The organism is Salinivibrio sp. PR5 (assembly GCF_001996085.1).
Lineage (GTDB): Bacteria > Pseudomonadota > Gammaproteobacteria > Enterobacterales > Vibrionaceae > Salinivibrio > Salinivibrio proteolyticus.
The window spans coordinates 55,602-72,249 of the sequence record NZ_MUFK01000006.1 but is presented as its reverse complement, the minus strand read 5'-3'; the positions used below and the strand labels follow the sequence as shown (position 1 = coordinate 72,249).

Below are 16,648 nucleotides of genomic sequence, written 5' to 3'. Positions count from 1 at the left end.
ATAATTTAGCCATCCCGTCACAGTAATGTGATGACACCCAAAATAAAACCAACATGGTGAGGAACTTTTCCCCAGCCACTTCGTCGTAGTATGTGCGAATGCTCGCAAGAGGGTTTAACCGCGTTCTGACAACGTCGGGCACAGAATTTCGATAATCGGGCGGAAAGAACAACCAAGGAGTAAACGCTCGAATGAGCGAGCAGCTAACCGATCAGGTTCTAATAGAACGTGTACAGAATGGTGACAAGCAAGCATTCAACCTGTTAGTCGTCAAATATCAAAATAAGGTGTGCAACCTTATTGCCCGCTACGTGGGAACACACAGTGGCGATATTCCGGACATCGCACAAGAGGCGTTCATTAAAGCCTATCGTGCCTTACCGGGGTTTCGTGGTGAGAGTGCGTTTTATACTTGGCTGTATCGCATTGCGGTGAACACAGCAAAGAACCATTTGGTGGCGCAAGGGCGTCGTCCACCCGGCAGTGATATAGACGCAGAAGATGCAGAGAATTTTGAAAGCGGCGGATCACTAAAAGAAATTTCGAACCCTGAGAACTTGATGTTGTCAGAGGAACTGAAGCAGGTAGTTTTTTCGACGATCGAATCACTGCCTGATGACTTAAAAACCGCAATTACGTTGCGTGAGCTCGATGGACTCAGCTACGAAGAAATTGCACAGGTAATGGATTGTCCAGTCGGTACGGTACGGTCTCGTATTTTCCGCGCTCGAGAAGCGGTGGAAAAGCGCATCCGACCACTGATGAAACGGTAACGTGTTTTGCTGGCTGCATGACGGTGACATGAATGACGGATAGAGAACAAATTTCAGCGTTGTTAGATGGTGAGGTCGTGGATAACGCAGTGATCCACCAACTCGAGCACGATAATGACGCGCTGCAAACATGGGAAAGTTTCGGGACCCTCCGTGACGTAATGCGAGGCGAAACCCCAAGTGCCGCACAGTGGGACATTGCTGGGGCGGTGGCGTCTGCGTTAGACAAAGAGCCAGCGCATACCCCTGTTCATCATCACGATAGTGATGTTGTACCTATGCATGAAGCGCAGCCGACGCCGGAAAAAGCCCGTCGTCACTTGCCCAACTGGCTTCAACAAGTCACGCAAGTGGGGATGGCAGCCTGTGTGTCATTGGCCGTGATTGTCGGTGTGCAGCAGTATAACCAGCCGGAGAGCACATCGCCGGTAGCGAGTACCGCCACGCAACCACCGGTACTAGAGACCATTCCTTTTTCGGGGGCTGCAGAACCGGTGAGCCTGAGCCGAGACGATTTTCGCTCAACGCCCACTGAAGCGCAGTTGATGGAGCAACGTCGCCGGATTAATGCGATGTTGAAAGACTACGAATTGCAGCTTCGTTTGAATAAAGATAGGCTGTCTGAGAATCAGACACTGGCACCGTCGATGAGCAGTACAAATCAATGAAAAAAACTCTGATCGGTGCGCTTGCGCTGGTCGGTTTGATGTCTGCGCAAGCCTCGGCCGAACCTTCTGCCGAGGCTTTGTTACATCAAATGGACGTCGCAAGCGACACATTAGACTATGAAGTGTCCTACATCATGGTCGGCAAAAATAGTTTAGAGCCGATGCGCTTTCGTCATGCGCGCGTGGGTGAGCATGCGTTCGGGCACTTAATGTACCTCAGCGGACCGCCGCGCGAAGTGATCCGTCGCGGCGATGAAGTGAGCTACTTTGAGCCGGGGTATGACCCCTTTACCATCGCCAGCGATCATATCGTTGCGCCACTTCCCACCTTGATTCAAACCGATATTGATGTCCTTGCACGTCAGTATGATTTTGTCTCAATGGGTGAATCTCGTGAAGCGGGTATGGCTTGCCAAGTGGTGCGAATCACCCCAAAAGATGGTGAGCGTTACTCGTATCTGTTGTGGATAGATGAAGAGAGCAAGCTCCCGGTCCGCGCGGATTTATTGGACCGAGATGGTGACCCGCTGGAGCAATATCGCGCATTGTCGCTTGTGGTCACGCCGCGCATTAGCGAAGCAATGCAGCAACTGGCAGAACTCACGCTCCCACCTGTACTCAAACTGCCTGCCACTAACCACTCATCATTAGATTGGCAAGTCACCCAATTGCCGGATGGTTTTGAGCCTGTGTACAGCAATCGCCATCGCTTAATGATGACCAAGCGTGCGGTTGAGAGCCAAATGTTTAGTGACGGTCTGTTCAGTTTTTCGGTTTATTTGGCCAAAGCGGACGATGTCTCGGTACGTGAGCAAATTGTTCGTCAGGGGCGCCGGACGTTGCACAGTGTGATTAGCGGAAACGCAGAGATTACCGTGGTGGGTGATATTCCGCCTGAAACTGCTAAACGTGTCGCTAATTCGGTGCGTATCACCGATAATGGAGAGAAAGCATCGCAACAGGTTGAACAATGATTAAAGCGCTCGCGGAAGTGACTGGATATCAAGATGGCTGGCTGGCACTGGCGTGTCAGCAACAAACCAGCTGTGGCAGTTGCCAATCACAAAGTCAGTGTGGCACCGGTATCGTGTCTAAAGCGTTGCCCGGTAAGGTCAATCATGTCAAAGTGCGTGCCCCCAAAGCATTACCGGTCGGGACCTTGGTTGAAATTGGTCTCGCGGAAGCCACCTTGGTGCGTTCCGCGTTGATTGTGTATCTGGTGCCGCTGGTGATGTTGATGGTAGGCGCACTGCTTGGTCAGTTTGTGTTTGCCGAACTTGCCAGTGGCGGCGAGGCTGGTGTGATTGCCACCAGTGTTGGTTTTGGCACACTCGGTGTAATGATTGCGCGCTATTTGGCGGCACGGGTAGGAACGCCTGAGCAACAGCAGCCCCAGTTATTACGCGTGATGGGAGAGCCAGTTTCCGAGCTCGCGGTGATAAATGCAGCACGTCAGGATAGCGACTAGCCACTATTTTCGGTAGAATCCGCCCCACCTGATCCTAGGATCCCATTCTTATAGATAACGAGTAAGTCACACTAACACATGAAGCATATTCGTAACTTTTCGATCATCGCCCACATTGACCACGGTAAGTCGACCCTTTCCGATCGACTCATTCAAGTATGTGGGGGCCTTACTGACCGGGAAATGGCTTCTCAGGTCCTCGACTCTATGGATTTAGAGCGCGAGCGCGGTATCACCATCAAAGCACAGAGTGTGACACTGAACTATAAAGCCAAAGACGGCAATGAGTATCAGCTTAACTTCATTGATACGCCAGGACACGTCGACTTCTCTTATGAGGTGTCACGCTCACTGAAAGCGTGTGAAGGTGCTTTGCTGGTGGTAGATGCTGGACAGGGCGTGGAAGCTCAGACCCTAGCAAACTGCTACACCGCGATTGAAATGGACTTGGAAGTCGTGCCTGTTCTGAACAAAATCGACCTCCCGGCTGCCGACCCTGATCGTGTCGCGCAAGAAATTGAAGACATCGTGGGTATTGAAGCCATTGATGCTACCCGCTGTTCGGCGAAAACCGGCGTGGGCGTGGATGATGTACTGGAAGATATTGTACGTCTTATTCCGCCACCAGAAGGCGATCCGAATGCTCCCACGCAAGCCCTGATCATTGACTCTTGGTTTGATAACTACCTAGGGGTGGTGTCATTGGTGCGTATCCGTGAAGGTGAGCTCAAAAAAGGCGATAAAGTCAAAATCATGAGCACCGGCCAAGAGTGGAACATTGATAGCATCGGCATTTTCACGCCGAAACGCAAAGAGCTCCAAGGGCTGAAAACGGGCGAAGTGGGCTGGGTGATCTGTGGCATTAAAGACATTCTTGGCGCGCCAGTGGGTGACACCATTACCCATGCAAAAAATGGCTGCGAAAAGCGCATTGAAGGTTTCCAAAAGGTCAAGCCACAGGTGTATGCCGGTTTGTTCCCTATCTCCTCGGATGATTATGAAAACTTCCGTGATGCGCTAGGTAAACTGAGCTTAAACGACGCCTCACTGTTTTATGAGCCAGAAAGTTCAGCCGCACTGGGCTTTGGTTTCCGCTGTGGTTTCCTTGGCATGCTCCATATGGAGATCATCCAAGAGCGTCTCGAGCGTGAATACAACCTCGACCTGATTACCACCGCCCCGACGGTTGTGTACGAAGTGACACAAAACGACGGAGAAGTGGTGTACGTGGATAGCCCCGCGAAGTTGCCGCCGATCAACGATATCGACACCATCGGTGAGCCGATTGCCCGTTGTAACATCTTGGTGCCAAGTGAGTTTGTCGGTAACGTCATCTCCTTATGTGTGGAGAAGCGCGGCATGCAAGTAGATATGGTGTATCACGGCAACCAAGTGGCGCTAACCTACGATATTCCAATGGCTGAAGTAGTTTTGGACTTCTTCGACCGGATTAAATCGACGTCCCGCGGTTATGCCTCTTTGGATTACAACTTCCAGCGCTATGAAGTATCCGATATGGTGCGGGTAGATATTCTTCTTAACGGCGACCGTGTTGATGCCTTGGCGATTATTACCCACCGTGATAATGCTCAGCCTCGAGGCCGTGACTTGGTTGAGAAGATGAAAGAGTTTATCCCACGTCAGCAATTTGATATTGCGATTCAGGCGGCGATTGGTAACCACATCATTGCACGCTCAACCGTGAAGCAGTTACGTAAAAACGTTACAGCTAAATGTTATGGCGGCGACGTGAGTCGTAAGAAAAAACTACTGCAAAAACAAAAAGAAGGTAAGAAGCGCATGAAGCAGATCGGTAACGTCGAACTGCCGCAAGAAGCCTTTCTGGCCATTTTGCATGTGGGCAAAGACAAATAATAACGGATTAAAGTATGGCCAATACATTTTCTTTGATACTGGTGCTGGTGACTGTGGTCACCGGCATAATTTGGGTGTTAGACAAGTACCGTTGGGCGCCGCAACGCCGCCAAGCGGCCGCGAAAACCCTAAACGTGTCTGACAGTGATGTCGATAGCGAACAAGTTGCCAAGGTGGCGCCTCAGCCCAGTTGGATTGAGAACGCGGTATCGATTTTCCCGGTCATTGCCGTGGTATTGGTCTTGCGATCCTTTATTTATGAGCCTTTTCAAATTCCATCAGGATCCATGATGCCAACCTTGCTGGTTGGCGATTTTATTTTGGTGGAAAAGTTTGCCTATGGGCTGCGCGATCCCGCGTTTCATACCGAGCTGGTTGAGACCGGCAAACCGGAACGCGGTGATATCGTGGTCTTTAAGTATCCACCACAACCGAATATTGATTACATCAAGCGAACGGTCGGCTTGCCGGGCGATACCATTGTCTATACCAAAGAAAAACGACTGTGTATCCAGCCAAAAGGGCAATCACAATGCGAGCCTGTGCCCATTGATAATATTGAGCCGAGCGAGTTTTCCCAAGGCGGTGTGAACTTGATTCAGGCGCAAGAAACCTTAGGCACGCAAGCACACCAGATTCTCGTGAACCCATCCCGCAATGACCGCGTGGCTGCCTATCAGCCTCGTCCGGGCGTCAACCGTTGGGTGGTGCCGGAAGGCCATTACTTCATGATGGGGGATAACCGAGATAACAGTGCTGACAGCCGTTTCTGGGGATTTGTCCCTGAACGCAACTTAGTCGGCAAAGCGGTGGCGATCTGGATAAGCTTTGAGTTCGAGCGTGACAGTGATAGCTGGCTACCATCTTGGGTGCCGACAGGTGTTCGCTTTAACCGTATTGGTGGTATTAATTAATTCTGGAACATGATGACAACACTAACAGATAAACTGCAGCGTGAGATTGGCTACCAATTCAATAACGCGGCATTACTTGAGCTTGCACTGACACACAGAAGCGCCAATGGCACCCACAATGAGCGTTTGGAGTTTCTGGGTGATTCCATTCTCAGCTTTGTGATTGCTGACGATCTCTACCACCGTTTTCCTAAAGTGGATGAGGGGGATATGAGTCGTATGCGCGCGACCTTGGTTCGTGGCAATACCTTGGCTGAGATTGGCCGTGAGTTTTCACTGGGCGAAGTACTGCGCCTTGGCCCAGGAGAACTTAAAAGTGGCGGCTACCGCCGAGACTCAATTTTGGCGGATGCGGTAGAAGCGCTGATTGGTGCTATCTTTTTGGATAGTGATATTGATACGGTGCAGCGCATTATCCTCAACTGGTATCAACAACGCTTAAATACCATTGAGCCGGGCGTCAGCCAAAAAGATCCCAAAACCCGCTTGCAAGAGCACCTACAAGGCAAGCGTAAACCGTTACCGTCTTACACGGTAATGAAAGTACGTGGCGAGGCACACAACCAAGAGTTTACGGTGGAGTGTCAAGTGGCAGGACTGGAGCGTTCTGTGATAGGTAAAGGCAGCAGTCGTCGCAAGGCAGAGCAAGCGGCTGCGGAATTAGCATTACAGAAGTTGGCACAATGACACAAGCACAGCACTGCGGATTTATCGCCATTGTCGGGCGTCCAAACGTCGGCAAATCGACCTTGCTCAACCGTCTCGTTGGGCAAAAGCTCTCGATTACGTCACGCAAACCGCAAACCACTCGTCACCGTATCATGGGCGTAGATACCCGTGACAACTATCAAGCCGTCTATGTAGATACACCGGGACTGCATATTGAAGAAAAGCGTGCGATCAACCGCCTGATGAACCGAGCGGCAAACAGCTCGTTGACCGATGTTGAGCTCGTTCTTTTCTTGGTGGATGGTACCCACTGGACCAAAGATGACGAAATGGTTCTGAACAAGCTGGCGCGTTCAGGGTTGCCAACCGTACTCTTGGTTAACAAAGTGGATAATGTGCGTGAAAAGACCGAACTCTTCCCGCACCTACAAACCTTGTCGGAAAAGATGGAGTTTGTTGATGTGATCCCTGTGTCTGCGAAACACGGTACCAATATCGATGTGGTCGAGCAGCGTGTTCGCGATGCGTTGCCTGAGTGTGAGTACTACTTCCCTGAAGAGTACGTGACAGATCGCTCACAACGCTTTATGGCGTCAGAAATCATTCGTGAAAAGCTAATGCGTTTTACGGGTGAAGAGCTACCTTACTCGGTGACCGTCGAAATCGAGCGCTTTGATTACAATCCAGAGACGGATGGTTTTCATATCAATGGCCTGATTTTGGTCGAGCGCCATGGCCAAAAGAAAATGGTGATTGGTAAAGGCGGCGAGAAAATCAAACGCATCGGCCGTGAGGCCCGACTCGATATGGAAGATCTATTTGAGCGCAAGGTCTACCTCGAGCTTTGGGTTAAAGTAAAATCCGGTTGGGCAGATGACGAACGTGCACTGCGCAGCTTGGGCTACATTGACGATCTCTAAGTTACCCACTCGGTAGCCATACACAGGAGGGGCGGCGTGGACGGCTTTCAACGCGGTTTTGTGCTTCACTCACGCCCCTATAGCGAAACCAGCCTGATCCTTGATGTGTTCTCTGAAGGCGAGGGCCGAGTTAGCTTGCTGGCTAAAGGCGCGCGCGGTAAGCGCTCTGCACTCAAAGGCGCCTTACAACCTTTCACCCCACTGTTGCTAAAATGGGGCGGTCGCGGCGAATTGCGTACCCTTCGGAGCGCTGAAGCGACCGGTTTGGCGTTACCACTCTCTGGCAATGCGCTCTACTCTGGTTTTTATCTCAACGAAGTTTTGATGCGCGTCCTTGAGCCGCAAACGCCGTACCCGACGGTCTTCCTCGATTATGTCACTGCACTGACGCAACTAGCACGCTATAACAACCCTGAGCCGGCACTGCGCCGTTTTGAACTCGCGTTACTCGAGGCGCTGGGCTATGGGGTTGATTTTCTTCATTGCGCTGGCAGTGGTGACCCGATTGACGATAACATGACGTATCTGTTTCGCGAACAACAAGGGTTTGTCGCGTCCCTGATGAAAAGCCAACAGCGGCAGTTTACCGGTCACGATCTGCGTGCGCTGGCGACGCGTCAATTTGACACCAGCGACCAATTGCGGGCTGCGAAGCGGTTTACACGCATTGCGCTTAAGCCATACTTAGGCCCTAAGCCGCTAAAAAGCAGAGAATTGTTTAGAAGGAAATAATCATGAATAAGATTTACTTGGGTGTGAATATTGATCACATTGCCACCGTGCGTAATGCGCGTGGCACCGCGTACCCAGATCCTGTCCACGCGGCTGAAATGGCAGAACGTGCCGGGGCGGATGGCATCACTGTCCATTTGCGTGAAGATCGTCGTCATATCACGGACCGCGATGTGCGCATTCTCAAAGAAACGCTACAAACGCGCATGAATTTAGAAATGGCAGTGACCGATGAAATGGTGAAAATTGCCCTCGACACCCAACCTGAATTCGTCTGTTTAGTTCCCGAAAAGCGTGAAGAATTGACCACCGAGGGAGGGTTAGATGTCGCTGGTCAATTAGACAAAGTAAAAGCGGCAACACAAACTCTGACTCAGGCGGGCATAAAAGTATCGCTCTTTATCGATGCTGACCGTGAGCAGATTGATGCCGCTCACCAATGTGGTGCGCCTTATATCGAGCTGCATACGGGTCACTATGCTGATGCCAGTAACGACAACGACCGCCAAGCTGAATTGAAGAAGATTTCTGCTGCGGCCAGCTACGCGGCGGATCTGGGCATTAAAGTGAACGCCGGACACGGCCTGACTTACCATAACGTCACGCCCATTGCGGCGATGCCAGAAATGCATGAGCTGAATATTGGTCATGCGATTATTGGCCGCGCCATGTTTGATGGCCTGCAAAAAGCGGTGGCGGACATGAAAGCGATCATGGAATCCGCGCGTCGCTAATGGCCATTTTAGGCGTCGGCACTGATATTGTTGAGATTGCGCGCATTGAGGCGGCGCTGTCTCGCAGTGCCCGTTTTGCGGATCGTATTCTGACTGAGCCAGAGCGGGATCAAATGGCGGCAACCCAGCAACCGGGACGCTATTTGGCGAAACGGTTTGCCGCGAAAGAAGCTGCCGCGAAGGCACTAGGAACAGGGATTGCTCAAGGGGTCAGCTTTCAAGACTTTACGGTGAGCAATCAACCGTCGGGGCAGCCTGTGCTGACCCTGTCTGGCAAGGCACAACAGCTAGCGATGGCCCGAGGTGTCAGCCATTGCTGGCTAACGCTTTCTGATGAAAAAGCCTATGCGGTGGCGCACGTGATCTTTGAAGGCACACCGGCGGCTTAGGCCGCCGACGTATTTTACGCCTCGTCGTTCAAATATTGGGGCGCTAGCTGCTCGATATGGGCAATCTCGTCTTGTAGCTCCAGTAATTCCGGCTCGACGGTGTCGATATCTGCACCCGCTTTGAGCTGCGTTTCTAGCTCATGACATAGCGCTTTGAGTTGCGGAACCCCGCTATATGCACAGCTGCCATGCAACTTATGAATCGCTTGCCATAAATCCTCGGTAGAGCAGGTACCGGCCAATGCGTGCTCCACGATGGCTTTGACACCAGCAAATGAGGCAATCAGCATCTCTAGCATTTCTTTGGCGAGATCTTCTTTACCCGCGGCTTGGCTTAACGCTCGTTGCCAATCGAGATGGCGCGCACTTTGATCGGTGCAAACCGCTTTCGGGGCGGGTTCCACATCACTCACTGTCACGGCGGAAAGTTCGTCAAAGCGTAGCCAGCGCGCGAGGGTGCTTTCTAACATGGCCTCTTCAATCGGTTTGGTGAGATAGTCATCCATGCCCGCTTCCAATAAGCGCTCTCGCTCGCCCGGCATCGCATGAGCGGTGACAGCCACAATAGGCGTTTGCTGGTTCATGCCCGCTTTACGAATTTCCTGACAAGCGGTGACCCCATCCATTTCTGGCATTTGGATATCCATTAAGATGATGTCGAAGGCTTGCTGGTGGGCAAGCGCTAAGGCTTTTACCCCATTTTCGGCAGTCACCACTTTCTCGACCCGTTCGGCCAGCAAGGCAGTGATCAGCTTTAAGTTGGCGGGGTTATCATCCACGGTCATCACTGTGTACGGCGCTTTTTGATGGCTGCTGGGTTTGGGCAGTGGCAGCGGCGTAGGCTCGGGCGAGCCCAGTAATGTCTCAAGGAGCTTGCGTTGTGGGATAGGTTTCGCAATGCAGGCGCTGACGCCGGCTTTTAATAAGTGTTCGGAGGCTTCCAGCTCTGTGGTCGGTAGACACACAATCACGCTGTTTGCTCGCTGCTCACAGGCGAGCACGGCTTGTTTCATGCTTTCGATTTCCGGCATTTTTCCGGCGTCAAAACATAACAGCGCAAAGGTGTATGCGTGATCGCTGAGCATCTCGACATCGGCGACGGTATCGATGTTTAACCCCACTTGTCCTAATCGATGACGGAGGATTTCCCGTGTGCGAGGGTTGGGTTCAACAATCACCAGATCGCGTCCAACCAGCGGCTCGATATCAATTGGCTGCGAGACGGGTAAATCAGTCTGCGTGAGTTTCAACGTAAACCAGAATGAAGAACCTTGGTGGAGGCGGCTGGTAAAGCCGATGTCCCCGCCCATCTGTTGCACCAATTTTTGGGTGATCACCAACCCAAGGCCTGTCCCGCCATAACGGCGTGAGATACTGGCATCGGCCTGACGGAAGGCTTGGAAAAGCTGGGCTTGCTGGCGCTCTGAGATGCCAATGCCGGTATCTTTGACCATAAACTGCAGCTCCATGGTTTCATCATGTAGCTGTTTTAAATCGACACTGACATCAATGTTGCCGCGCTCTGTGAATTTGGCGGCATTACCAATCAAGTTGATCAGCACTTGCTGAATACGTAACGGGTCACCAACCGCGCCAGCAGGGATACGGGCATCGGCACGTAAGGTTAGCTCCAACCCTTTTTCATGCGCCATGGGTGCGAGCAGACGCATGACTTCATCCAGCATATCTTGGAAGTCAAAAGGAATGTTTTCCAGCAGCAGTTTCCCAGCTTCGAGTTTGGAGAAGTCGAGAATGTCGTTGATGATGGTCAACAGGTTATTGGCGGACTTTTCTATGGTTAGCAAGTAATCGCGTTGGCTACTGCTCAACTCTGTTTTCAACATCTGCCGGGTAAAGCCAATCACCCCGTTCAAAGGCGTTCTCAACTCGTGAGACATATTCGCTAAGAACTCAGATTTCACCCGAGCGGCTTCTTGAGCATTCTTTTTGGCGATGTCTAATTCAACGTTTTGGATCTCGAGCTGCTCGAGGGTTTCGCGTAAGTCACAGGTAGCCTGATCAATGCTTTGCTGCATTTCCAGATGATACTCGGAAAGCGAAATAGCCATGGCGTTGATGCCATTTTTGAGGGTATCGAGCTCACCCAGCAGCTCGCCTTCAATACGAACATCCAAGTGCCCGCGACGGATCCTATCGACTAAGCTCACCATATTCGCAATAGGATGGGTGACATCTGAGATCAATCGGTATGCAAAGAAGCATGAGAGGATCACGCCGAGTGCGACCATCACCAATGCGGTGATCATCTCTTGATATTGCTTTAGCCGCACCGAGCTTAGATCCAGCTCCATTGCAATATAGCCTAAGGGGCGCTCGACGTTTAACCCAGGCGTAAAACGGCCAATTTCCAGAATAGGCGCCCGTAAAATCAGGGTCTCTTGCTGTTGGCTTACCTGTAACTGGGTCGGGATGGGTTGGCCATTATTGACCGATAGCATCGCCAAATCACGGTGATAGTTGGAGGTAACAAACAATTCGTTGTGGCGATCGAACACCGCAATACTGCGTACAAACTGGGAGTGCTGGCGGTGCGCAAAGCCAATTAAGCGTCGCACATTTTCGCGGCTATCGTTTTTTAATCCAACCTCACTGGCAATCGCCAAAGGCTCGATAATGGCAGACCCTGTGATGGTAAGTTGTTGTTCCAAGTCCTGATAACGCGTGCTGGTAAAGAACGCACTCAGCAGGAGGCCAACAATCAAGGTAGGCGCAATGGTCAACACGGAGACACGGGTGCGGAGTCCATATTTGGTCATGCTGGATAAACTATGGGAAAATAATGGCTGTAATTAGCTGCCAGTGTACATGATTCAATAACTAAATAGTCAGCGAACTATCACAACTCCCACTGGCAGGACCTCTTTGACTCGCTTGCGACGACAAGCACTTTGACACTGGAATCCACCATGGCGCGCTTTTTTAAGCCTCAGAAGAAAAAAAACGTTGAACAAAAGCATCAGCTGCTCGCGATTCAACGCCTCGACCACCACGGTGATGGGGTCGGCTATTGGCAGAAAAAACCTGTTTTTGTTCCGGGCACCTTGCCCGGTGAACAGGCGCTGGTGCAGCTCACCGAGCAAAAGCGTCAGTATGCGCGGGCCAAACTGATTAAACTCGATCAGCGCGCGGAAACTCGCATTGAGCCGGCTTGTCCTTTGTATCAGCAATGTGGCGGCTGTAGTTTGCAGCATTTAAGCCACTCAGGCCAAGTGGCACACAAGCGCGCAGTGCTGACAGAATTGATTGAAAAATTTGCCGGAGACGAGACGGTCGAGCTGTCGGATGGCGCCATCGATAGCCCTTGGCAGTATCGTCGTCGTGCGCGCATCAGCTTAAAAGTCGACAATAAAGGGGCGCTGACCATGGGGTTTCGCGCTCGTCAAAGCAATGCCATTGTCGATGTGGACCACTGTCCTGTCCTTAGTGAACCCTTAAATCAGCTGCTTGCCAGCTTGCGGCCTTGTTTAGATGGGCTGCGAGGACGCCGAATCCTCGGCCATGTTGATTTGATTGAGGCAGACAATGGCTGTATTGCGTCGTTGCGCACCACCAAGGCGTTACATGCAGAAGATAGGCAAGCGCTTCAAGCATGGGCAGAGCTGACAGGCTGCATGTTGTATTGGCAGCAAGCTGAAGGGCCGCTTGAACGAGTGGTGGGCGAGCCTCCGTATTACGAGAGCCAACAAACCCGCCTCTATTTTCAGCCTGGCGACTTTGTCCAAGTCAACGCGGCGGTGAACCAACAGATGGTCGCCCAAGCACTAAACTGGCTAGAACTTGCGTCAACCGATGTGGTGTTGGATCTGTTTTGTGGTCTTGGCAACTTCAGCATCCCCATGGCGAAACGGGCGAAAACCGTGATTGGGGTAGAAGGGGTTGAGGAGATGGTGTCGCAAGCTCAGGATAATGCGAAGGTCAACCAAGTGAGCAATGCGCAGTTTTACCAAGCGGATCTCAATGGTGAGACGCTGAATGGGGACTGGACACAGCACGCATTTGATAAAATCCTGCTCGATCCTGCCCGAGCAGGGGCTGCCGGAGTGATGGACTTTGTGGCACAATCTAGCGCTACACACATTGTTTACGTGTCCTGCAACCCAGCAACGCTGGCGCGGGATAGTCGCGTGTTGTTGGCACAGGGTTACCAACTAACTCGCTTGAGTATGCTTGATATGTTTCCGCAAACAGGGCATTTGGAATCCATGGCACTGTTTCGACGCTAGGCGTCGTCAATGATGTGTTCGATCTAAAGCCACGCGGTTAAACATGGATATGCCTCTTTCGCTGAGGCGAAAGATAAGGATAGGAACAGTTATGGTTGCGGTACGAGAAGCCCATCTGCATGAAGATGAAGCCTTTGATCTTCAAACTTGGATTGCGCGGTTAGGACAAGACGCCTCAACCGCTCAAGCACTGCTGGATGGGTACAATTATTGTCGTACGTTAGGGGATGAAACGGCGCTGAGCCAACCGCTGTGGCGTGGCCGAGAGATGATTGAAATCTTGGTGACCCTGAGTATGGACGCCGACACGCTCCTCGCCGCGCTCTTCTTCCCGGTGGTGGAAGCCAAATTGCTGGCGCTCGATACCTTGGAAGAGCGCTATTCGCCCGCGATTGTCAAACTGATTGAGGGCGTGCAGCAAACTGCCGCCATCCGTCATTTGAATACCCAAACCGATGCCGAAGCAACCTCAGCACAGGTGGATAATGTTCGCCGCATGTTACTGTCTATGGTCGAAGATTTCCGTTGCGTGGTGATCAAGCTGGCTGAGCGTATTTGCTATCTGCGTGAAGTTAAAGATGCACCGGAAGAGGTGCGTTTGCAGGCGGCGAAAGAGAGTGCCAACATCTATGCACCCTTGGCCAACCGTCTCGGTATCGGTCAGTTAAAATGGGAAATCGAAGACTACGCCTTCCGCTACCAGCATGCGCAGACCTATAAACAAATCGCGAAGCAACTGGCTGAACGGCGTATCGATCGCGAAAACTACATTACCGCGTTTGTCAATGATCTGCAGCAGGCGATGGAAGCCTCACACATCAACGCGCAAGTCTATGGCCGTCCCAAGCATATCTACAGTATTTGGCGCAAAATGCAGAAAAAAAATCTGCAGTTTGATGAGCTGTTTGATGTACGTGCGGTGCGCATTATCGCCGAAGAACTACAAGACTGTTACGCCGCATTGGGCGCGGTGCACACCAAATATCGTCACTTGCCGAAAGAGTTCGATGATTACGTCGCCAACCCCAAACCCAACGGTTATCAGTCGATTCATACCGTCGTATTGGGGCCGGAAGGCAAACCGGTCGAAATTCAAATTCGCACCCGTCAAATGCATGATGATGCGGAGCTCGGGGTGGCGGCGCACTGGAAGTACAAAGAAGGCTCGGCCAGTGGACGCAGTGGCTATGATGAGAAAATTACCTGGCTGCGAAAACTCTTGGCGTGGCAAGAAGAGATGTCAGACTCAGGCGAAATGCTGGATGAGTTGCGTAGCCAAGTCTTTGATGATCGCGTGTATGCCTTTACACCGCGTGGTGATGTGGTCGACTTGCCAAGCGGTGCGACGCCGCTCGACTTTGCCTACCACATTCACTCCGAAGTTGGCCATCGTTGCATTGGTGCCAAGGTAGAAGGACGCATTGTGCCTTTCACCTATCACTTACAGATGGGGGATCAGGTTGAAATTATCACCCAAAAAGAGCCCAACCCCTCACGTGACTGGCTGAACCCAAGCTTAGGCTTTGTGAATTCGAGCCGAGCGCGGGCAAAAATCAACGCTTGGTTCCGCAAACAAGACAGAGATAAAAACATTGCCGCGGGTAAAGAAATTCTCGATACCGAACTACAAAAAATTGGCGGTGCCAGTAAAGATGCGAGTTTGGCGCTCAAGCGCTTCAATGTGAATTCACTGGAAGAGCTGTATGCGGGGGTCGGAAGTGGCGATCTGCGCATCAATCAGGTGGTTAATCACATTAACAGCCTGATCAACAAGCCAAGCTTGGAAGAAGAAGAGCAACAGTTGCTGGAAAAACTTCAGCAAAGTGAACAAAAAACCGTAGGTGGAAAAACCCATCGTGATGCGGTGGTGGTTGAAGGGGTTGATAACCTGATGACCCACCTCGCGCGTTGCTGTCAGCCGCTACCGGGTGATGACATTATGGGCTTTGTGACCCAAGGACGTGGTATTTCAGTGCACCGTGCGGATTGTGAGCAGCTCAACGAACTTCGTCACCATGCGCCGGAGCGAATCATCGCCACCGTTTGGGGAAAAGGGCATGTCGGGCAATACCATGTGCGCATTCGTTTATCCGCCAATGAACGGACCGGATTAGTCAAAGACATTAATACCGTGCTCAGCAATGAAAAAGTCCGCGTTGCGGGCATGCAAAGCCGCGTCGATTACAAAAAGCAGATGTCTATCATGGACTTTGATTTAGAGATTTCCGATCTCGACACGCTTAGCCGAATTGTGAATCGGTTGGAGCAAGTCAAGGATGTGGTAGAGGCCAAACGACTCAGATAAACATCACGCCCTGTTATCGACAGGGCGTTTTTTTAAGGATAACGAAGTATGGCGTCGATTGACGATTTACTGACTATCATGGCGACCTTGCGCGACCCTCAAAAAGGGTGCGATTGGGACAAAGCCCAAACCTTTGCCTCTATCGTGCCTCACACGCTCGAAGAAGCCTACGAAGTGGCCGATGCCATTGAGCGTGAACACTGGTCGGACCTAAAAGATGAATTAGGCGATTTACTCTTTCAAATAGTGTTCTACAGTCAATTGGGACGCGAGCAAAATCGCTTTGATTTTGATGCCGTCGTGGGGGCGATTTGTGACAAGCTCACCCGTCGTCACCCGCATGTCTTTGGGCCTAAAGACAGCCAAGGTGAACCGCTGCACGGCCCTGACTGGGAAGGGATTAAAGCTCAGGAGCGTGCCGACAAAGCGGCGTCAGAACAACCCACTAGCGTGTTAGACGGCGTTACGTTAGGTCTTCCCGCACTGGTGCGTGCGCACAAACTGCAAAAGCGTTGTGCGCGAGTGGGGTTTGATTGGGATGCGGTAGCGCCGGTGCTCGATAAAGTGCGCGAAGAAATTGCCGAGGTTGAGCAAGAGCTGGCAATCACGCCGGTAGACCCCGCGCGGGTGGAAGAAGAAATCGGCGATTTATTGTTTTCGGTGGTGAATCTGGCACGCCATGTAGGCACGGATGCGGAATCCGCGTTGCGTAACGCGAATCAAAAATTCGAACGACGTTTCCGTCAAGTTGAAACTAAATTACGCAATGATGAAAAAAATATTCAAGAATGTCAGTTAGATGAACTGGAATCAGCGTGGCAACAGGTCAAAAAGCAGGAAAAAAGCAACACGCTGTAAGTTTCATCATTGATTTGCGACAAATAAAAACAGTATGGTGTGTGATAGTTTTCACGTTGTGGGAGTGAGTGGGGTCTGGTATCATGACTTCCCGTCCAG

At 51.5% G+C, this 16,648-nt stretch carries 15 protein-coding genes; 14 read left to right on the top strand and 1 reads right to left on the bottom strand.

The window, feature by feature from the left end; all coding sequences use genetic code 11:
• The first annotated feature begins 191 nt into the window (after nt 1–191).
• The 11 genes from rpoE to acpS all read left to right on the top strand — a co-directional run bounded on the left by rpoE (nt 192) and on the right by acpS (nt 9,142).
• Nucleotides 192–773, top strand: a complete 582-nt coding sequence (gene rpoE, locus BZG82_RS04405) for an RNA polymerase sigma factor RpoE (protein ID WP_069591286.1) — start codon at nt 192–194, stop codon at nt 771–773.
• Between the two features lie 32 nt (nt 774–805).
• Entirely contained in the window at nt 806–1,441 is a 636-nt protein-coding gene (locus BZG82_RS04400; RefSeq protein WP_077639520.1) for an RseA family anti-sigma factor, read from the top strand.
• On the top strand, nt 1,438–2,415 hold the full coding sequence (rseB, locus tag BZG82_RS04395; RefSeq protein ID WP_069591293.1) for a sigma-E factor regulatory protein RseB: 978 nt from the start codon (nt 1,438–1,440) through the stop codon (nt 2,413–2,415). Before BZG82_RS04400 ends, rseB begins: the two co-directional genes overlap by 4 nt.
• Nucleotides 2,412–2,909 (top strand): SoxR reducing system RseC family protein, encoded by a 498-nt coding sequence (locus BZG82_RS04390; protein WP_077765246.1) that lies wholly within the window; start codon nt 2,412–2,414, stop codon nt 2,907–2,909. The genes rseB and BZG82_RS04390 overlap by 4 nt, the downstream gene beginning before the upstream one ends.
• A 78-nt stretch (nt 2,910–2,987) precedes the next feature.
• Nucleotides 2,988–4,784 (top strand): translation elongation factor 4, encoded by a 1,797-nt coding sequence (gene lepA / locus BZG82_RS04385; protein WP_069591298.1) that lies wholly within the window; start codon nt 2,988–2,990, stop codon nt 4,782–4,784.
• Between the two features lie 14 nt (nt 4,785–4,798).
• Nucleotides 4,799–5,698: a signal peptidase I gene (gene lepB, locus BZG82_RS04380; RefSeq protein WP_077765245.1), complete on the top strand. Its 900-nt coding sequence runs from the start codon at nt 4,799–4,801 to the stop codon at nt 5,696–5,698.
• 12 nt (nt 5,699–5,710) lie between these two features.
• The gene (rnc, locus tag BZG82_RS04375) at nt 5,711–6,385 is read left to right on the top strand and encodes a ribonuclease III (RefSeq protein ID WP_069591301.1); all 675 of its coding nucleotides are present in this window, start codon (nt 5,711–5,713) and stop codon (nt 6,383–6,385) included.
• On the top strand, nt 6,382–7,287 hold the full coding sequence (era, locus tag BZG82_RS04370) for a GTPase Era (RefSeq protein WP_069591303.1): 906 nt from the start codon (nt 6,382–6,384) through the stop codon (nt 7,285–7,287). Before rnc ends, era begins: the two co-directional genes overlap by 4 nt.
• A 36-nt stretch (nt 7,288–7,323) precedes the next feature.
• On the top strand, nt 7,324–8,019 hold the full coding sequence (gene recO / locus BZG82_RS04365; RefSeq protein WP_069591305.1) for a DNA repair protein RecO: 696 nt from the start codon (nt 7,324–7,326) through the stop codon (nt 8,017–8,019).
• A gap of 2 nt (nt 8,020–8,021) precedes the next feature.
• Nucleotides 8,022–8,753: a pyridoxine 5'-phosphate synthase gene (gene pdxJ, locus BZG82_RS04360; protein ID WP_069591306.1), complete on the top strand. Its 732-nt coding sequence runs from the start codon at nt 8,022–8,024 to the stop codon at nt 8,751–8,753.
• Nucleotides 8,753–9,142 carry a holo-ACP synthase gene (acpS, locus tag BZG82_RS04355; RefSeq protein WP_077765244.1) on the top strand — a complete coding sequence of 130 codons (390 nt, stop codon included), beginning with the start codon at nt 8,753–8,755 and terminating at the stop codon, nt 9,140–9,142. Before pdxJ ends, acpS begins: the two co-directional genes overlap by 1 nt.
• Before the next feature lie 14 nt (nt 9,143–9,156).
• Here acpS and barA read toward each other — a convergent pair whose 3' ends face one another.
• Nucleotides 9,157–11,919 carry a two-component sensor histidine kinase BarA gene (barA, locus tag BZG82_RS04350; protein ID WP_077765243.1) on the bottom strand — a complete coding sequence of 921 codons (2,763 nt, stop codon included), beginning with the start codon at nt 11,917–11,919 and terminating at the stop codon, nt 9,157–9,159.
• A 150-nt stretch (nt 11,920–12,069) separates the two neighbouring features.
• On the opposite strand from barA, the gene rlmD reads away from it, so the two are divergent.
• The 3 genes from rlmD to mazG all read left to right on the top strand — a co-directional run bounded on the left by rlmD (nt 12,070) and on the right by mazG (nt 16,549).
• Entirely contained in the window at nt 12,070–13,386 is a 1,317-nt protein-coding gene (rlmD, locus tag BZG82_RS04345; RefSeq protein WP_077765242.1) for a 23S rRNA (uracil(1939)-C(5))-methyltransferase RlmD, read from the top strand.
• A gap of 91 nt (nt 13,387–13,477) precedes the next feature.
• Complete coding sequence (gene relA / locus BZG82_RS04340; protein WP_077765241.1) at nt 13,478–15,691, top strand: GTP diphosphokinase; 2,214 nt, start codon at nt 13,478–13,480, stop codon at nt 15,689–15,691.
• 48 nt (nt 15,692–15,739) lie between these two features.
• The gene (mazG, locus tag BZG82_RS04335) at nt 15,740–16,549 is read left to right on the top strand and encodes a nucleoside triphosphate pyrophosphohydrolase (protein WP_077662280.1); all 810 of its coding nucleotides are present in this window, start codon (nt 15,740–15,742) and stop codon (nt 16,547–16,549) included.
• The last annotated feature ends 99 nt before the right edge of the window (nt 16,550–16,648 follow it).